The 16,232-nt window shown below is 71.2% G+C and carries 14 protein-coding genes, 1 tRNA gene and 2 pseudogenes; 8 read left to right on the top strand and 9 right to left on the bottom strand.

What is annotated here, in order from left to right; translation table 11 throughout:
- Positions 1 to 4: 4 nt before the first annotated feature.
- Positions 5 to 780: pseudogene (locus FLL47_RS08240) on the bottom strand (FhaA domain-containing protein).
- A gap of 275 nt (positions 781 to 1,055) precedes the next feature.
- Here FLL47_RS08240 and FLL47_RS08245 point away from each other — a divergent pair.
- Positions 1,056 to 1,141: transfer RNA gene (locus FLL47_RS08245), tRNA-Leu, on the top strand.
- Between the two features lie 290 nt (positions 1,142 to 1,431).
- On the opposite strand, the gene FLL47_RS08250 is transcribed toward FLL47_RS08245, so the two are convergent.
- From FLL47_RS08250 to FLL47_RS08265, 4 genes and pseudogenes are all read right to left on the bottom strand, one after another.
- Positions 1,432 to 2,646 (bottom strand): ABC transporter permease, encoded by a 1,215-nt coding sequence (locus tag FLL47_RS08250; protein ID WP_222105999.1) that lies wholly within the window; start codon positions 2,644 to 2,646, stop codon positions 1,432 to 1,434.
- A gap of 158 nt (positions 2,647 to 2,804) precedes the next feature.
- A pseudogene (locus tag FLL47_RS08255) lies at positions 2,805 to 3,452 on the bottom strand (ABC transporter ATP-binding protein); the annotation flags it as partial.
- On the bottom strand, positions 3,449 to 4,573 hold the full coding sequence (locus tag FLL47_RS08260; protein ID WP_144119843.1) for a peptidoglycan-binding protein: 1,125 nt from the start codon (positions 4,571 to 4,573) through the stop codon (positions 3,449 to 3,451). The gene FLL47_RS08260 and the pseudogene FLL47_RS08255, both read right to left, overlap by 4 nt.
- Positions 4,570 to 5,109 carry a hypothetical protein gene (locus FLL47_RS08265; RefSeq protein WP_144119844.1) on the bottom strand — a complete coding sequence of 180 codons (540 nt, stop codon included), beginning with the start codon at positions 5,107 to 5,109 and terminating at the stop codon, positions 4,570 to 4,572. The genes FLL47_RS08260 and FLL47_RS08265 overlap by 4 nt, the downstream gene beginning before the upstream one ends.
- Positions 5,110 to 5,274: 165 nt before the next feature.
- Here FLL47_RS08265 and FLL47_RS08270 point away from each other — a divergent pair, with 165 nt between their 5' ends.
- From FLL47_RS08270 to FLL47_RS08285, 4 genes are all read left to right on the top strand, one after another.
- Positions 5,275 to 5,931: a response regulator transcription factor gene (locus FLL47_RS08270; RefSeq protein WP_144119845.1), complete on the top strand. Its 657-nt coding sequence runs from the start codon at positions 5,275 to 5,277 to the stop codon at positions 5,929 to 5,931.
- Positions 5,928 to 7,133: a sensor histidine kinase gene (locus tag FLL47_RS08275; protein WP_144119846.1), complete on the top strand. Its 1,206-nt coding sequence runs from the start codon at positions 5,928 to 5,930 to the stop codon at positions 7,131 to 7,133. Before FLL47_RS08270 ends, FLL47_RS08275 begins: the two co-directional genes overlap by 4 nt.
- A gap of 88 nt (positions 7,134 to 7,221) precedes the next feature.
- Positions 7,222 to 7,716: a SigE family RNA polymerase sigma factor gene (locus tag FLL47_RS08280; protein ID WP_144119847.1), complete on the top strand. Its 495-nt coding sequence runs from the start codon at positions 7,222 to 7,224 to the stop codon at positions 7,714 to 7,716.
- On the top strand, positions 7,709 to 9,007 hold the full coding sequence (locus FLL47_RS08285; RefSeq protein WP_144119848.1) for a beta propeller repeat protein: 1,299 nt from the start codon (positions 7,709 to 7,711) through the stop codon (positions 9,005 to 9,007). The genes FLL47_RS08280 and FLL47_RS08285 overlap by 8 nt, the downstream gene beginning before the upstream one ends.
- 62 nt (positions 9,008 to 9,069) lie before the next feature.
- On the opposite strand, the gene FLL47_RS08290 is transcribed toward FLL47_RS08285, so the two are convergent.
- Positions 9,070 to 11,466 (bottom strand): hypothetical protein, encoded by a 2,397-nt coding sequence (locus tag FLL47_RS08290; RefSeq protein ID WP_144119849.1) that lies wholly within the window; start codon positions 11,464 to 11,466, stop codon positions 9,070 to 9,072.
- A gap of 223 nt (positions 11,467 to 11,689) precedes the next feature.
- Here FLL47_RS08290 and FLL47_RS08295 point away from each other — a divergent pair, with 223 nt between their 5' ends.
- A complete protein-coding gene (locus tag FLL47_RS08295) occupies positions 11,690 to 12,754 on the top strand; it encodes an NAD-dependent epimerase/dehydratase family protein (RefSeq protein ID WP_144119850.1) in 1,065 nt (354 codons plus the stop codon).
- Between the two features lie 35 nt (positions 12,755 to 12,789).
- Complete coding sequence (locus FLL47_RS08300; protein ID WP_144119851.1) at positions 12,790 to 13,608, top strand: WecB/TagA/CpsF family glycosyltransferase; 819 nt, start codon at positions 12,790 to 12,792, stop codon at positions 13,606 to 13,608.
- A gap of 137 nt (positions 13,609 to 13,745) precedes the next feature.
- Here the strand turns inward: FLL47_RS08300 and FLL47_RS08305 are convergent, their stop codons facing one another.
- Positions 13,746 to 14,084, bottom strand: coding sequence for a hypothetical protein (locus FLL47_RS08305; RefSeq protein ID WP_144119852.1), 339 nt, complete (start codon positions 14,082 to 14,084; stop codon positions 13,746 to 13,748).
- A 166-nt stretch (positions 14,085 to 14,250) separates the two neighbouring features.
- Here FLL47_RS08305 and FLL47_RS08310 point away from each other — a divergent pair, with 166 nt between their 5' ends.
- On the top strand, positions 14,251 to 15,024 hold the full coding sequence (locus FLL47_RS08310; protein ID WP_144119853.1) for a hypothetical protein: 774 nt from the start codon (positions 14,251 to 14,253) through the stop codon (positions 15,022 to 15,024).
- 104 nt (positions 15,025 to 15,128) lie between these two features.
- Here the strand turns inward: FLL47_RS08310 and FLL47_RS08315 are convergent, their stop codons facing one another.
- Both FLL47_RS08315 and FLL47_RS08320 read right to left on the bottom strand, forming a co-directional pair.
- Positions 15,129 to 15,353, bottom strand: a complete 225-nt coding sequence (locus tag FLL47_RS08315; protein ID WP_144119854.1) for a DUF397 domain-containing protein — start codon at positions 15,351 to 15,353, stop codon at positions 15,129 to 15,131.
- A complete protein-coding gene (locus tag FLL47_RS08320; protein WP_144119855.1) occupies positions 15,317 to 16,201 on the bottom strand; it encodes a helix-turn-helix domain-containing protein in 885 nt (294 codons plus the stop codon). The genes FLL47_RS08315 and FLL47_RS08320 overlap by 37 nt, the downstream gene beginning before the upstream one ends.
- Between the last annotated feature and the right edge of the window lie 31 nt (positions 16,202 to 16,232).

The following is a 16,232-nucleotide window of genomic DNA, read 5'->3' on the forward strand; positions in this document are numbered from 1 at the left end:
CCGATCAGCCGTCCACGCGGAACGTCAGGGTCGTGGTGCCGATCTGGATCATGTCGCCGGGATTCAGGGCGACCGCGGAGACCCGCTGGCCGTTGACCATCGTCCCGTTGGTCGACCCGAGATCGGTCAGCACCACCTGGGCACCGTCGAAGTCCAGCCGGGCGTGCCGCCGCGAGATGCCGACGTCGGGCAGGCGCAGGTTGGCCTGGTCCCCACGACCGATCGTGGTCGACCCGATGGCCAGCGGGAACGTCCGCCCGTCACCGGAGACGAGGCGCACGTTGCGCGCGCCGCCGCCACCCGGCGGTGGGCCGGCCTGCTGGCCGCCGTACGGCGGGTACTGCTGCGGCGGGGGCTCATAGCTCGCCTGCGGCGCCTGGTCGGCCGTGTAGACCTCGGCCGAGACCCGGAACATGCCCGTGTCCAGCCCGTCTCCACGCTCGATCTCGACGATCACGTCGCCGTACACCGTCCAGGCCTGCTCGCCGATGAACTCGGCCTGCGACTGCGCCAGCTCCTGAGCCAGCGCGGCCGCGTACGGGGCCAGCCGGCTGTGGTCGTAGGGCGAGAGATCGATCACATAGCGGTTCGGCACGAGCGTGCGCCCACCAACCAGGATCGCCTTGTGAGCTTCTGCCTCACGCTGCATGGCATTCAGGATCTCCACAGGGTGGACGACCCCCTTGAATACCTTCGCGAAGGCGCCCTCAACCAGGCCTTCCAGGCGTTTCTCGAAGCGTTGCAACACGCTCACCGGTCCTCCTCGGGTTCCGAGGACATGATGTTATCTGCCCTCCACTCCCGCGTCTTCGCCCAATACGTCCGCCGTTGCCGACGCCACGCCAGCATGACGACCATCCTTGCCTCCGATTTCGGCCTTGGCCAGGTGGTCGTGTTAGTGTTCTCCCCGCAACGCCGACCGGGATAACCGGTTGGCGAGGCGGAGCAGGCATAGCGTAAGCTGTGCCAGCACGCAACGGGAGGTGACTCCCTTGCGAACCGCGGGGACTGCTAAAGTTCCTGCACACGCCACGGGACAGCAACATCGTCCCCAAGGGGATGTGGCGGAATGGCAGACGCGCACGGTTCAGGTCCGTGTGTCCGAAAGGACGTGGGGGTTCAACTCCCCCCATCCCCACCAGCAAGAAGGCCTCCTCCGGGAGGCCTTCTTCTTTTGTGTCGCCTTCGCGGCGCTCGGCCGAACTGTCGGCCGTCTCACACAAAGATCGCAGATTTCCGTCAGAGGCTCGGGGCCCTGACCACACGTTTTGCCCCGAAACGGGGATCTTGTGCAGTCGCGGTCCGGCTCCATCGGACGCGACCGCCGCCCCGATACGCGACCGCCGCGGGCGCGACCCGGGAGGAAGGTCGCGTCCGCGGCGGACGGTCATGCGTGACGATCACCGCGGAAGATCACGGCGTGTCGGGCGATCACGGCGTGGCGAGGGCCTCCGTCGGGGACAGGCGGGAGGCCCGCACCGCCGGGTAGAGGCCCGCCAGGCCCCCGATCACCAGCGTCGCGCCCAGACCGCCGAGCATCGCCCAGGCCGGAACCACCGTCGGCCAGCCCTGATACGCCGCGTATCCCGAGGTCACCGCGATGCCGAGGAGCACCCCGCCCGCCCCTCCCAGCGCGGACAGCAGCAGCGACTCGGCCAGGAACTGCAGCCGGATCTGTCCCCGGGTCGCGCCGAGCGAGCGCCGCAGGCCGATCTCGGCCCGCCGCTCCAGCACCGAGATGACCATCGTGTTGGCCACCCCGACCCCGCCGACCAGCAGCGCGACGGCGCCCAAACCGAGCAACAGCCCGGTGAACGCCTGGTTGGCGGCCTGCTTGGCCTCCAGCGCGTCGGACGGCCGCGACACGTCGACCTCGTTCGGGGCCTCCGGGTTCGCGGTCGCCGCCAGTACGCCCTGCACCGCCGTGACGGCCGACTCCACCGACCGGGTATAGACGGTCGTCGGATGCCCGTCGAAGGCGAGCCGGTCCGCCGCAGCCGGCCAGCCGACCAGCACCGCGGCGTCCAGCTCGGGTGCCAGCGCCACCGGCTCCAGCACGCCCACCACGGTGAACCGCCGGCCGCCGACCATGATCTGGGTGTCCGGGCCGACCGTGCCGATGCCGAGCCGGGCGGCCGTGTCCGCGCCGATCACCACCGCCGGGTAGCGCTCGGTGGCCGCGTTGAGCCAGGTCCCGGCCCGCAGCTTCGCCCCGACCGTGTCCATCAGGTCGAGCCGGGCGGCGTACACGGCCAGGCCGTTGGTCTGCGCCGCGGGTATGCGGTCCGACCGGTAGACCTTGGCCCCGTCGACCTTGCCGATCGCCGACACCTGCTCCACCGGGGCGATCCGGGAGATCATGGCGACCGACTCGACCGGCAACTGCGCGTCCGCGCCGAACATGGTCCGGCCCGGGGTCACCGTGAGCAGGTTGGTGCCCAGCGCGGCCAGCGTGCGGTCCAGCTCGGCCCGCGACGACGACGAGATGCCGACCACGGCGATCATCGCCGCGATGCCGATCGCGATGCCCAGCGCCGACAGGAACGCCCGTACCGGCCGGGTACGCAGCCCCACTCCCCCGACGCGCAGCACGTCGCGAGGTCGCATCCGGGCCGGATGGAGCCTGGGCAGGGCGGGGGCCGTCATCGCGCCCTCCCGCCGGTGCCGATGGCGTGCGCCGCCGGTCCGGCCACCGACGGATCCGCCGACCGCGGAACCGCGCCGAGGGCCGGATGACCGGCCGGCGGGCCGGCCGTGGCCGGCTCCGTCTCGGGCAGGGTCGCGACTGCCGGGCCGCTGTCGGCGACCACTCTGCCGTCGCGCATCTGCACCTGGCGGGGCACCCCCGCGGCGATCTCCCGGTCGTGCGTGATGATCACCACGGTGGTGCCCGCGGCATGCAACTCGTGCAGCAGCGCCATGATGCCTGCGCCGGAAGCCGAGTCCAGGTTGCCCGTGGGCTCGTCGGCCAGCAACAGGGGCGGGTTGCCGACCACGGCCCGCGCGATCGCGACGCGCTGGCGCTCGCCGCCCGACAGCTCGTGCGGCTCGTGGTCCATCCGGTGGGCCAGGCCGACCCGTTCCAGCGCGGCGACCGCGCGGCGGCGGCGCTCACCCAGGGTGCGCCCGCCGTAGAGCAGACCGTCGGCGACGTTGTCCAGCGCGCTCACCCCGGCGGCGAGGTGGAACTGCTGGAACACGAAACCGACCCGGGCCGCCCGCAGCGCCGACAGCTGCCGGTCCGACAGGGCGGCCACGTCGTAGCCGGCGATGCGCACCGACCCGGCACTGGGCCGGTCCAGCGTGCCGATGATGTGCAGCATGGTCGACTTGCCGGAGCCGGACGGCCCGACGATCGCCGCCATCTCGCCCGCGTACACGGTCAGCGACACCCCGTCCAGGGCGGTGACGCCACCCGGGTAGACCTTGGTGACGCCGTCCAGGGCGATCATCGCGGGATCCCCACGGTCATGCCCTCGGCCAGGCCCGCACCGCTGACCTCGACCCGGCCACCGGAGAACAGGCCTGTCTCCACCGCGAGGTAGCGGCTGGCGCCGCCCTCGACGATCTCGACGCCGTACCCGCCCTCGCGCAGCGCGACCAGCGCCGACACGGGCACGGTGAGCACGTCGGGGCGCTCCGCCGCGGTGAAGGTGACGTCGACCGCGGCCTGGTTGAAGCCGGCGACCGCCTTCTGGTCGGCCAGCGACACCACCGCCTCGAGCTTCGTGGTGGCCTCCTCGCCCTGGCCACCGGCCTCGATCACGGTGTACGCCTTGGCCACCTTGCCGTCGGCCGTGCCGCCCGCGGGCAGCTCGACCTTCACAGCTGCGCCCACCTTGGCCAGCCGCTGGTCGGCGACGTCCAGCTGCACCACCACGACGCGGACCGTGCCCGTGTACTTGAGCACCGCTGATCCGGGCTGCGCCGGCGCGCTCACCGTGGCCTCCAGGCTCTCCACCCGGACCTGCCCCAAGGCGAAGACGACGCGGCCGAACTCGACCCGGCCCGTCTCCGCCAGCCCGAGCTTGTCCTGCCACTTCTTGACCGCGGTGGCGGTGGACGAGGTGAACTCGTCGTCCACCGTGAAGCCGCCGTAGCCGAGCGCCTTGAGGTTCTGCTCCAGCTGCCTGACGTCGGCCCCCTCGTCGCCCGACTTGAGCTCGCGGTAGGCGGGCACGTTTCCGTACATCAGCACGGCCGGGCTGTTGTCGATCCGGTACAGGGGCTTGCCACGGGAAATCACCGCGCCGGACTCGGGCAGCCAGGTCACCGTCCCGTTGAGCCGGTTCACGGCCGAGTAGGTCGGGCCGAAGCCCAGTTCGCCGTCGACGGTCTGGCTGTCCTGCAGGGTCTGCCGGGTCACCGGGGCGGTGGCCGGCGGCAGATTGCTCGCGGGCGGGGTGCCGCCGTCCCCGCCGCCGAACCCGACCGCGGCGGCCGCGGCGGCCCCGCCCGCGGCGAGCGCGCCGATCACCAGCAGCGCGGTGCGTGCCCCGCGCCGGCGGCGGCGCCGGACGGGCGCCGCGCCGGCGGGGGTCTCCAGTGCGACAAGCTGTGCGGTCTCGGTCACGGTGCCTTCTTCTGGACCGCGCCCGGCATGAACTTCTCCTGGCACAGCTTCTGCGCGGCCTCGAAGTCCGGGTCATCGCCGATCGTCTTGTCGATCATCACGCGACCGCCGTCCGGGTCCGGGAAGTTCGGCACCCCGTTGTCGCGCATGCACTGGGCGAACTTGCGCATGTTCTCGGCCATCTGCGGATCGGCGTTCGCCGGGCCGCCCTCGGCGAACGGCGAGTACTGCTTGCACGCCTCCTGCGCCTTCTCGAACTTGTCCCGGTCGACCGGGCCGCCGCTGATGCGCACCCGGACCGGGCCGCCGTTGGGATCGGGGTCGGGCATGTCGACGCCGTTCTCACGCATGCACTGCGCGAACTTGAGGCCCTTCTCCTCCTGGCTCAGGCTCGGTCCGGCACTGGGCGTCGCCGCGGCGGTCCCGTTGCCGACCGAGGCGATGCCGTCGTCGCCGCCCTGCTGCGCGCAGCCGGACAGCGCCAGCGCCGCCATCAGCGGCAACGCCAGCACCACCCCCAGCAGCCGTCGCTTCATCGCGTGTCTCCTTCGTCGGGCCGCCGGCCGGTCGCCGGCGGCACGGAGCCCAGTTCACGCGGGGGGCCGTTTCGCGGCCGTTTCCGCTCGCGATAACGGCGAAGAAACATCACGTCGGGTAACTATTGGCTGGCCGGGCGGACCGGCGGGGAGGCGGAGCCGGACATGCGGGTACTCGTGGTCGAAGACGAGGCACTGCTCGCCGACGCCATCGCCGAGTGGCTGCGTGACGACGCTCACGCCGTCGACGTGGTGTACGACGGCGACGCGGCGCTGGAGCGGCTGGCCGTACACGACTACGACGTGGTGCTGCTGGACCGGGATCTGCCGGTGGTGCACGGCGACGACGTGTGCCGCTCGCTGGTCGACTCGCAGTCCAGCGCCCGGGTACTGATGCTCACCGCCGCCGCCGAGGTCGGCGACCGGGTCGCCGGGCTGACCCTGGGCGCCGACGACTACCTGTCCAAGCCGTTCGCGTTCGCCGAGCTCGCCGCCCGGGTGCACGCCCTCGGCCGACGCGCCCGCCCGGCCAGCGCGCCGACCCTGGTGCGCGGCGGGATCCGGCTCGACCAGGCCCGCCGGGAGGTCTTCCGGGACGGCCACTACGTGCCGCTGTCGCGCAAGGAGTTCGGCGTGCTGGCCGAGCTGCTGCGGGCCGAGGGCGCGGTGGTCTCCGCGGAGAGCCTGCTGGAGAAGGTCTGGGACGAGCACGCCGACCCGTTCACCTCCGCGGTCCGGCTGACCATCCTCAAGCTGCGCCGCAAGCTGGGCGACCCGCCCGTCGTCACCACCGTCGCCGGAGTGGGGTATCGGATCCCGTGAGACTGCCGTCGTACCGCCTGACCATCCGCGCCCGCCTCACCCTCGTCTACGGCGGGCTGTTCTTCCTCGCCGGGCTGGCCCTGCTGGTGGTGACCTACTTCCTGGTCGACCAGTCGCTGCTGCAGAAGTTCACCTTCCACGCCCCGCTGCCCGACCTCGGCCAGGCGCCCGGGGTCGCCGGGCTGGCCGAGCAGGGCGGCGGCGCGCGGGTGCGGGTCCTCATCAACAACAACCCCGACCTCGTCTACTACATGGACAAGCAGGCCGAGTCGCTGCGCCACGCGACCATGGTCGCGCTGCTCCAGCAGGGCGCGATCGCGCTGCTGGTGGTGGGTGCCGTGTCCATCGCGCTGGGCTGGCTGATCGCGGGCCGGCTGCTGTCGCCGCTGCACCGGATCACCGACACCGCCCGCCGGATCAGCACCGCCCCCGCCGCCGACCGCGGGCTGCACGAGCGCATCGCGCTGCGGGGCCCCAACGACGAGATCCAGGAGCTGGCCGACACCTTCGACGCCATGCTGGCCCGGCTGGACCAGGCCTTCGACGGGCAGCGGCGCTTCGTCGCGAACGCGTCGCACGAGCTGCGTACGCCGCTGACGCTGAACCGGTCACTGGTGGAGCTGGCCATGCACCGCAAGACCGCCTCCGACGACGTCAAACGGCTCGGCGAGACGCTGCTCGACATCAACGGCCGGCACGAGCGCCTGATCGAAGGGCTGCTGCTGCTGGCGCGCTCGGAGAACGAGGTGGTGGAGCGGCGGCCGATGGACCTCGCCGACGTCGTCGACCACGTCGGGCTGCAGAGCGCGGGCGCGGCGGCCGAGGCCGACGTGGCGGTGGCCGTCGAAGCCGCCCCCGCGGAGACCACCGGTGACCCGGTGCTGCTGGAGCGGGTCGCGCAGAACCTCATCGGCAACGCGATCAGGCACAACGCCGCGGGCGGCTGGGTCCGGGCCGCGACCTCCACCCGGGGCGGCCGGGTGGAGTTGGAGGTGTCCAACACCGGGCCGGTGGTGGCAGCGTACGAGGTGGAGGGGTTGTTCGAGCCGTTCCGCCGGGGCAGCGAGCGCACCCGCTCCGACCAGGGCGTGGGGCTCGGGCTGTCGATCGTGCGAGCGATCACGCGGGCGCACGGCGGCACGGTCACCGCTCGGCCGCGCGAGGGCGGGGGCCTCGTGGTGACGGTCTCGCTGCCCCGGTAGAGACATTCGTCTGCAACATTCCCGCGCCCCAGCGCGTGCCAGAGGAAAGCCGCCGCTGTGGGCGGCTCCGGCCCGCGGGGAGCGCCGCATGTCACCACCGACGGGGTTCACGGAGCTCTACGCGACCCACTTCCAGCGCCTCGCCACGCAGCTCTACGCCTACCTCGGCGATCACGCCGAGGCGCAGGACCTGGCGCAGGAGGCGTTCTGCCGGGCGTTCGACCGCTGGCACCGGATCAGCGCGTACGACGACCCGGCCGGCTGGGTGCGCCGGGTCGCCTGGAATCTGGCCACCAGCCGGTTGCGGCGGCGCGCCACCGCGCTGCGCTACCTGTCCCGACAGCGGGAGGAGCACGTGGCCGGGCCGGAACCCGACCGGGTCGCGCTGGTGGAGGCGCTGGCGAAGCTGCCCGCCAGGCACCGGCTCGCGGTCGTGCTGCACCACCTCGGGCAGCTGTCCACCGCCGAGATCGCCGAGCAGCAGGGCGTCGCCGAGGGGACGGTCCGGTCCTGGCTGTCGCGCGGCCGGGCCGCGCTGGCCGCCCATGTCAGCGACGTTCGCGAGGAGAGCAGCCGTGCCTGAGCCGATGGATCAGACCTTCGCCGACTTCGCCGCGCGCACCGCGGGCACCTTCCGGGCCGTGCCGGTCGAGGCCGTCGCTTCGGCGGTACGCCGCCGACGGCGCACCCGGCACGGCGCGCTCGCCGCGCTCGCACTGGCCGCGATCATCGCTCCGGTGACGCTGCTGAACCTCGGTGGCCGCGGCGAGACCCCGCCCGTGGTCACCCCCTCGACGCCCGCCGTGACAAGCCCTTCGGGCAGCCCGTCGGCCGCGCCCGCACCCGTTGTGGAGACCAGGGCGGTGCAGGTGCCGGGCGTCGCGCCCGACTTCCCGGCGACCGTGGTGTTCACCGACGCCGAGCACGGCTGGGCGCTGCTGGTGGGCTGCCCGTCGCGCGCCCCGGCCTGCGACCAGGACGACTGCGTGCAAGCCGGCCACACCTGCACCGCGGTGCTGGCGCGCACCGGGGACGGCGGGCGCACCTGGCACCGGGTCACCGGCGTGCCGTCCCTGGACGGCAAGGTGATCAACCTGTACGCCCTCGACGGGCAGACCATCGCGCTGCACCTGATCAAGGAAAAGTTCCTGCTGACGCGGGACGGCGGGGCGACCTTCACGACGCACCCGCTCTCCGCTCCGCCGCAGGAGGCGGTGCTGGCCGACGCCCGCGCCCACGGACACGAGGGCTATGGGCTGGCCTGCCCCGGCGCGGTGACCTTCGAGGACGGCGCGTCCGCCCCCGAGTGCGAGCGCGTACAGCTCTACAAGATCGGATCCGGCCCGGTGGTGCCGCAGCCCCAGCTCGGCGGCAACCCGAACCGCGCGTCGTCGCTGCACCGCGGGCTGGACGGACGGTTCTGGCTGCTCACCTCACCCGAGCACGAGGGCGCGCCGCGGATCCAGCTGAGCGAGGACGGTTTGCGCAGCTGGCGGCAACTGCCCGCACCGGCACAGGCGACCGCCTTCGGGCTGGTGCTGTCGCCCGACGGCGCCGAGGTCTGGCTCACGGGCAACACGCAGCAGCTCTGGCGGCTGGTCGGCGGGGCCTGGCAGCGCCAGGCCGACCTGCCCGCGGAGACCCAGCCGCACCAGGTCGTGGCGCTGGGCGGCGGCATCCTGCTCGCCGGCAACCCGTCGGGGGTGTGGCGGCTGCAGGACGGCGTCTTCACCCAGGTGCCAGGCCTGCCCGGGCTGGGCATCCTGACCCGGCTGCCTGACGGCACCCTGTTTGGATACGACGACAATGGCCGGAAGTGGCTGAGTCCGGGCACCGGTAACGCTGCCGACCGCCCCTGGATCAAGATCTTCTAGCCGGGTAGCGAGCCTGGCGCCTGGTGGTCCGCGATCGCGGACCACCAGGCGCCAGGTCGGTGCTACGGAGCCGTCACCTGAATGCTGTGCCAGGTGTAGCCGGAGACGAGTCCGTCCGCGGTGAAGCTGCGCACCTCGATCTGCAGCCAGTACTCCTGCTGCTCGGGGGTGAACGTCACGGTCGCCTTGCCGTCGGGTCCGGCGGCGACACGCTGGATCTCGCCCTCGTACCCGATCCGGTATTCGAACTCGGTGGTGCCGGCGAGCTGCGCCGTGAAGGTGATCTCCTGCGGCTGCCCGACCACGCCGTCCGTCGCCGAGATCAGCGGCTCGAGGCCGTTCACCGCGATGGAGTGGTAGGCCGGGTCCGAGAGCAGGCCGTCGGCGCTACGCGACTGCACCAGGAGGCTGTACCAGCCACCGTAGGTGCTGTTGTAGACACGAGGGGTCCACTCCACCGACGCGGTGCCGTCCGGCGCCGCGGCGATCACCTGCTCCGGTCCGTCATCGAACCGGTAGACGTACTCGACCACCTCCGGCACGGCCGGGGTGAACACGAACGTCCCGGGCATCCCGATACCGCCGCCCCGGATGCCGTTCGGGTAGACGGCCGACTCCACGCCCGGCGCGATCGACGCCGGGTAGAAGGCGACGCCCGACTCCTCCGAGGTGAACCCGTCGGCGGTGCGGCTGCTGACATCGAGCGTGTTGTAGCCCGCCCGCGTCGCGGTGAACGGGAGGGTGACGGAGCCGTCCGGGCCGGCCGCCACGGTCTGCGCGGGCTGCTCGTCCTCCTGGTACCGGTTGAACTGGTACGTGTACTCCACGACGCCGTGCATCCGGGGCTTGAAGGTGAAGTGGCCCTTCGTGCCGACCGGAAGACCCTGCGTGCCGTCCATCGGGAAGTCGGTAGAGATGATCTCCGGCGCGGTCCAGACCGAGAGCTGCCTCCAGTTCTCCCCCGAGAGCAGGCCGGTCGCCGTCGTGCTGCGCACGTAGACCGTCGAGCCCTGGACCGACGGGGTGACGACGACCTGGGCGGTGCCGTCCGCGGCCGCGGCGACCGTCTGGTCCGGGCCGTCGTCGAGCCGGTAGGTGTACGACACGACGTCGTCCATGTTCGGCCGGAAGGTCAGGTGGTGCGGGTCGCCTGCCCAGGCCTCAGGATCGGCGTCCTCGATCATCGGCGCGGTCCGGCGCACGATGAAGTTGTACGAGACCTGGCTGGAGGAGTTGCCCGCCCGGTCGACGCTGTACACGTACAGCGTCTGGTATCCGTCCCGGGTCGGGGTGATCGGCACGGTGACCGCGGCGCCGAGGCTCGGCGCGGCGACGTACTGGTAGGCGCCGCCGATGCCGTACCGGTAGCCGGCCACGTCGGCCACTCCGTTGGCGCTGAACGTGAAGTCGCCCGCGAGGCCGGGGCCGCCATGCGTCCACTGCCCGTCGTTGGGGTAGTCGACGGAGCTGACCAGCGGCGGCTGGGACGGCCGCTCCCGGTCCACGGTGAACCGGCATTCGGCGCTCCACGGCCCGGCCACGTCGTCGTCCGCGGCGCGCACCGCGGCAACGTAGGTGCGGCCCTGCTCCAGCACGCCGCTCGGGACCGTCCCGGACACCCACCGCGGCGCGTAGCTGCGGTAGGTCGTCCACTCGACGCGCTTCTCGGGCTCGTCGGCGGGCCACACCGCGAACGTCGGCATGATCGGGTCGCCGATGGTGTTGCCCGGCGCGACGTCGGGGTCGGTGGCCCACGCGGTGATCGTGGGGGTGGCGGTGGGGATGAAGAGCGCCTGCTCCACGCCGCAGCTCTGGTTGGCGACGGTGAGCTGCGTGGGGGCACCCGGTGCCGCGTTGGCGGTGATCGAGATGCCGGTGTTGCGCACGCGGCGGCCGTAGTGCAGGTTGCCCTCGACCTCCTCCGGCACACGCAGTGCGAGCGTCAGCGAGGTCTGCCCGGCGGCGAGCGAGTCGCGCACCAGGTCGAGGACGTCCACGCGAAGGTACCGGGGCGGGCAGGAAGGCCCGTCGAACCCGGCGAGCCTGGCCAGCTCCTGCGGCGGGGCGGCCCAGGTGGTGCTCCCACTCACCGGGGAGGTCCGCCACAGTTCCAGGCTGCGCTGCTTGTCGCAGTCGTTGGCCGCGGTCTCCGTGGCCGCGAAGGCCGCCGCGGAGATCGTCTTGCCCCGGTAGGCGGACAGGTCGTACGTGAAGTACGCCCGAGACTTGTGGTGCTTGCCGGCGTCGTCGCGCCACGAGCCCACGGGCATGTCGTACGCGGTGACGTCGATGTAGGGGGTGTTCTTGTCCCGCGAATCGGTGTGGGCCCACGTGCTCGCGGTGACGAAGGTCATCGTCGCCGCGTCGGCCGGCCGGCTCGGCGCGAGCACGCCCGCGGCCGCCAGCGCCAGCACGCCGCCCAGCACAGCCAGGCGCCTGCCCCCGTAATACTTGATCACACGACCTCCGTTGGTAGACGTGAAAGCGGTGGGATCGTAGCGGCGCGGCCGGACCGCCGCCGACCCGGTTTCCGGGTCGGCGGGTCCCGGACCCGGCAGCGGAACGAGATCTTCACGCTCCGTGTACGCAAGGCCACCCGGCCGACAGGCTGCCCCCGACCAGGGCCGGTCAGGGTAAGCTCTCCGCTGGTCGCGATCGTCGATTGGTTACAGGGAGTGTCTGGTGAGCGTTGCGTTGGTGACCGGTTCGGCCGGTCTGATCGGTTCCGAGGCAGCCCGCCACTTCGCCGGCCTGGGCATGCACGTCGTCGGCCTCGACAACGACATGCGCAAGTACTTCTTCGGCGAGGACGGCTCGACGGCCTGGAGCCTGGTGAACCTCACCAGCAAGCTCGGCGACTCGTACACCCACTACGACGTCGACATCCGCGACCGTGACGTGCTCAACAAGATCTTCGAGCGGTACGGCAAGGACATCTCGCTGGTGATCCACACCGCGGCCCAGCCCAGCCACGACTGGGCGGCCAAGGAGCCGTTCACCGACTTCGACGTCAACGCCGTCGGCACGCTGAACGTGCTGGAGTACACCCGCCAGCACTGCCCCGACGCCGCGTTCATCTTCTGCTCGACGAACAAGGTCTACGGCGACACCCCGAACCGCCTCCCGCTGGTCGAGCAGGAGACCCGGTACGAGATCGACCCGAACCACCAGTTCGCGGGCGGCATCACCGAAGACATGACGATCGACAACAGCATGCACTCGATCTTCGGCGTGTCCAAGGTCGCCGCGGACGTGGCGGTGCAGGAGTACGGCCGCTACTTCGGCATGAAGACGGCGTCCTTCCGCGGCGGCACGCTGACCGGCCCGGCCCACTCGGCCGCCGAGCTGCACGGCTTCCTGGCGTACCTGATGCGCTGCGTGATGGAGGGCCGCACCTACAACCTGTTCGGCTACAAGGGCAAGATGGTCCGCGACGCCATCCACTCGCACGACGTGCTCACCGCGTTCGAGGCCTTCTTCCGCAACCCGCGTTCCGGCGAGGTCTACAACCTGGGCGGCGGCCGCTTCTCCAACACCTCGCACCTCGAGGCCTTCGCCATCGCCGAGAAGATCGCGGGCAGGGAAGCGAAGGTCAACTACGTGGAGCAGGCCCGCATGGGCGACCACCAGTGGTACGTCAGCGACATGGCCAAGTTCCAGGCGCACTACCCGGACTGGCGGATGACGTACGACGTGCCCGCTATCCTCAACGAGATCTACGAGGCCAACGCCGACAAGTGGATGTAGTCCCCCCGATCGGCGCGCACACCCCGAGGAACGTCATGACGACGACGCTTAACAGCGGCAGCAAGCGCAACGTGCTCGGCGTCCTCGTCGACGCCACGGACTACGACGACGCCACCGAGCGCATCATCCGCGCCGCGGCGGACGGGCGGCCGTTCGCGGTCACCGCGCTCGCGGTGCACGGGGTGATGGAGGGCGTCGCCGACGGCACGCTCGGCGCGCAGCTCAACAGCTTCGACCTGATCACCCCGGACGGCCAGCCGGTGCGCTGGGCGCTCAACCTGCTGCACGGCGCCGGGCTGCGCGACCGGGTGTACGGACCGGAGCTCACCCTGCGGGTGCTCGGCCGGGCCGCCGAACAGGGCCTGCCGGTGTACCTCTACGGCTCGACCCAGCCTGTGCTGGACCTGCTGATCCCGGCGCTGATCGCGAAATTCCCGGCGCTGAAGATCGCCGGGAGCGAGCCGTCGAAGTTCCGCGGTGTGGAGCCCGGCGAGCCCGAGCAGATCGCGGCGCGCATCACCGGCTCGGGCGCCCGGATCGTGCTGGTCGGCCTCGGCTGCCCGCGGCAGGAGAAGTTCGCCTACGCGATGCGGCCGTACCTGGCGATGCCGCTGCTGGCGGTCGGGGCGGCGTTCGACTACCACGCCGGCGGGCTGCGCAAGCCGCCCGCGTGGATGCAGCGGAACGCCCTGGAGTGGCTGTGGCGCCTGGGACTGGAGCCCAAGCGCCTGTGGCGTCGCTACCTGATCCTCAACCCGAAGTACCTGGCCCGCCTCACCGCCCAGAAGACCCGCCTCTGGCGCGCCACCCCGGTCACCCCCGCCACGAACTCCCCCTCAACCTTCGCGGTCTGACCCACCCCACCCACCCGCCGTCATCCGGGTCGCAACTCTTAAAGAGTCGCGGCTTCCAGGGGAGACGGATGCCGCGACCTTTTAAGAGTTGCGACCCGGGTGGACGGCGTGGGCCGGCGGGGAGGCCGGTGGGGAGGTTACCTGCGCAGGTAGATGAGGCCCAGGACGGAGCGGGTGGCGTCGAACCAGCGGTCGAACCACTCCTCGGTGGGCGGTGCGTTGCGGGGCGGGAGCTCCAGGAGCAGGCCGCGCAGCAGCGGGTGGTCGACGAGGGTGGACTCGGCGGGCATGTCCAGCCAGCTCGACGGAGCGAACGACTGCTCGCCGAACCTGTCCAGGCCGAGCGCCTGCAGCGGCCCGGGGCCCGGCTCCAGCAGGGTGTCTCCCGGCAACTGGACCCGTTCGGAGTCGCGCAGGTTGCGCTCGCGCGGAGCGGGGCTGGCGTTCTGGCTGGGCACGTGTTCAGGCATCGTCATCTTCGTCCTACCCGGTCGGCGAGTTTCGCGGTGTGGTGGGGCGCCGTCTGATACAACGACCGCAACGGAATGCAGGCGACGGTCTACCCGCGATCGTCACTGCACGTGTTGCTTGCGTGACTATGCGCAAGCAAACCAGTTGTGCATCACGTGCGGGGGAACCACCATGGTCGCTGAACCGGCGTCCACACCATTGCCATCTCAGGTCACGCCGGCGCAGCTGATCGGCGAGATCAGCCGGCTCGTCCGGCAGCTGCCCTGTCCGCACTGCGGCCAGGAGGGCGCCGACTCCGCGCGCGCCCACTACCAGGCGGTGGTCCCGGCGGCCCGGGAACCCTACGACGACGTCGCCCCGCTCGACCCGCTGGACGAGATCGGCGACGACGAGCGCTGGCTGTGGCGCCTGGTCGAGGAGGCCGAGCGCGTCGCCGCGGCCGCGCCTCCCGGGCCGGATCCGCGCCAGGTCGCGCTCGCCGAGCAGCGCTGCCAGGAGGCGTACGAGGCCGAGCAGAAGGTCCAGACGCGCATCCACGCGACCATCACCGCGCTCGCCCAGCCGTCGTCATGGCTGCGGCCCCGCCACCGGTCCGCGCTCGCCCGGCACCTGCGCGAGGACCGGGCCGCCGCCGTGCTGACCGCGATCCAGCGGGGACGCATCGAGGAGATCCGGGGCCGGCTGCGTGCCGTCGCCAACCGGCGGGCCGACTACCTCACGGCGCATCGCGCCACGCTGGAGGCCGGGCGCAACGCGCGGGTGGAACTGACCCGGGTGCTCGACGACCTGATCGACCGGTACGCCCGGATGGCGCAGCCGCCCGCCTGGTTCAAGTTCGGGCTGGACTACCCGCCGGAACCCGGCACGCGCCGGGAGTGGCTGCAGCACGCCCGGGAGACGATGATCGAGCGGCGCCGCGCCAACCTGCACCGCGTCCTGCTGTAGTCGGCCGGGTACGACGAAAGACCCCCTTCTGCGCCCTTGAGGGTGGCGCGAAGGGGGTCCCCCGCAAGCGTGATCCAGAGCTGTAACCCGGGCGCGGGTTCGTCCTAGAGATCGAACTCCCCGTCCTTGGCACCCTCCACAAAGGCGTCCCACTCGTCCGGCGTGAAGATCAATGCCGGTCCGGCGGGATTCTTGGAGTCGCGAAGCGCGATCGCACCACCAACAAACGCGACTTCAACGCAGTTGTCGCAGTTCGGCCCACTCCGCGTGCTCTTGTACCAACGTGCTTCACTCAGATCGACTCGAAACCCCTTGGTCTCGACTTCCATAGTGGCTCCTCCGCCAGTTGTGCGATCAGCTCGGCGGACTCCTCGGGGCTCAACGCAGCCCTCCGGATGTTCTCGAAGATCTTGGTGTACTTCCCCAGCTCATCGTTTTTTTCCAGGAAAAGTCCCCCGGTCGCATTCTCCGCGTAAACGACATCTGAGTCACCTGGTTCGGGAAACTCCAGGATGGCGAAAGTACCGTCCATACCGGCGTGTGGACCTGCCTCGAACGGCAACACTTGCAAGGTCACGTTAGGCCACGAGGCTGCTTCGGCCAGTAGCCGAAGCTGGTCTCGCATGACCTTGTCGCCGCCCACGGGCCGGCTCACCACCGACTCATCGAGCACCACCTGAAACCTGATCGCATCGTCTTGTCGCGTGAGCAACGATTGGCGGCCCATCCGGACACGGACACGATTCATGATCGCTTCTTCGTCCCAGTCCGGCCAGGCGCCGCGAATCATCGCCTCGGCATACTCGGCTGATTGCAGCAGGCCGGGGACAACCTGCTGTTCGTACGCGCGGATGGAGCTGGCCGCAGCCTCCAGCCCGACATAAGCGCCCACGAGCACGCTGCTGTAGGGATGCCACCAGCCCTTCTGCCGGGCCTCCTTGGCGATCTCCACCAGCACGTCGACCTCACCGGCCGGCGTGTTGTAGATCGTCAACATCTCTCGGACGTCGCGACTGGTCACCGAGCTGTGCCCGGTCTCGATCCGCGAGATCTTGGACTGTGAGCACTCCATCCTCTCGGCCACGAACTCCAGCGTGATGCCGGCATGTTCGCGCCGCTTGCGCAGTTCGGCACCGAGTCTTCGTCGGCGCACTGTCGGGCTCTGTCGGGTTGTCACGGCGCACCTCCGCGACGCACGTCGGCGGAGG

The sequence above is a fragment of the Catellatospora sichuanensis genome (genome assembly GCF_007483665.1).
Taxonomy (GTDB): Bacteria; Actinomycetota; Actinomycetes; order Mycobacteriales; family Micromonosporaceae; genus Catellatospora; species Catellatospora sichuanensis.